The sequence below is a fragment of the Geminicoccus flavidas genome, from assembly GCF_009806515.1.
GTDB lineage: Bacteria > Pseudomonadota > Alphaproteobacteria > Geminicoccales > Geminicoccaceae > Geminicoccus > Geminicoccus flavidus.
On record NZ_WUJP01000312.1, the window covers coordinates 1 to 767 of the forward strand.

General features: G+C 67.0%; 2 protein-coding genes. Both read right to left on the minus strand.

What is annotated here, in order from left to right; genetic code table 11:
* The coding region (gene ybeY, locus EQG76_RS08625; RefSeq protein ID WP_159712476.1) for an rRNA maturation RNase YbeY at window positions 1-454 on the minus strand (454 nt) is incomplete at its 3' end.
* Window positions 451-767: PhoH family protein (locus tag EQG76_RS08630; protein WP_200840662.1), on the minus strand; the 317-nt coding region annotated here is incomplete at its 5' end. The genes EQG76_RS08630 and ybeY, both read right to left, overlap by 4 nt.

Below are 767 nucleotides of genomic sequence, written 5' to 3' on the forward strand. Positions count from 1 at the left end.
CTTCCAGCCGCTCCATCGCCAGGGCGTCGGCCTCGCCAGTCTCGTGGTCCATGCCCAAGAGGTGCAGGACGCCGTGGACAATCATGTGGCGCAGATGCTGGTCGAGCGGCAGACCGGCCTGGGCCGCGTCGCGCTGCACGGTCTCCAGTGCAATCACGATGTCGCCGAGCTCCGGCCGGCAGCCGGGCGGCAAAGGCAGGTCCGGGTCGTAGGCTGGAAAGGACAGGACATCCGTCGCCTGGTCCTTGCCGCGCCACTGGTGGTTCAGGCGGCGGATGCGCGGGTCGTCGGTCAGCACCACCGAGAGCTGCGCGTCCTGCAACGGTGCCGGAGCCGCCTCTGCCAAAGCGAGTTGGGCAGTGCTCCGTACCAGCCCGATCGGATCGGTGACGGCCGTTTGCCAGGCTTCCGCCTCGACCGCCACCTCGATCGGGTGACTACTGTCGTCGTTCATTGTTCCTTAGCCGGGTTGCTCGGTCCGCGGCCGAGCGTCCTCGCGACGCCGTCCTCGAACGTCGCGGACGGCGGTTCATGAGGCTCATAGGCCTGCACGATCTTCTGCACCAGGGGATGACGCACGATGTCGGACGCATCGAAGCGCACCACTGCGATGCCATCGATGCCGCTCAGCCGGTCGACCGCGTCCTGCAGGCCCGAGGTCACGCCGGACGGCAGGTCGGACTGATAAGGATCGCCGGTCACCACCATGCGCGAGTTCTCGCCCAGACGGGTGAGAAACATCTTCATCTGCATGGGCGTGGCGTTCT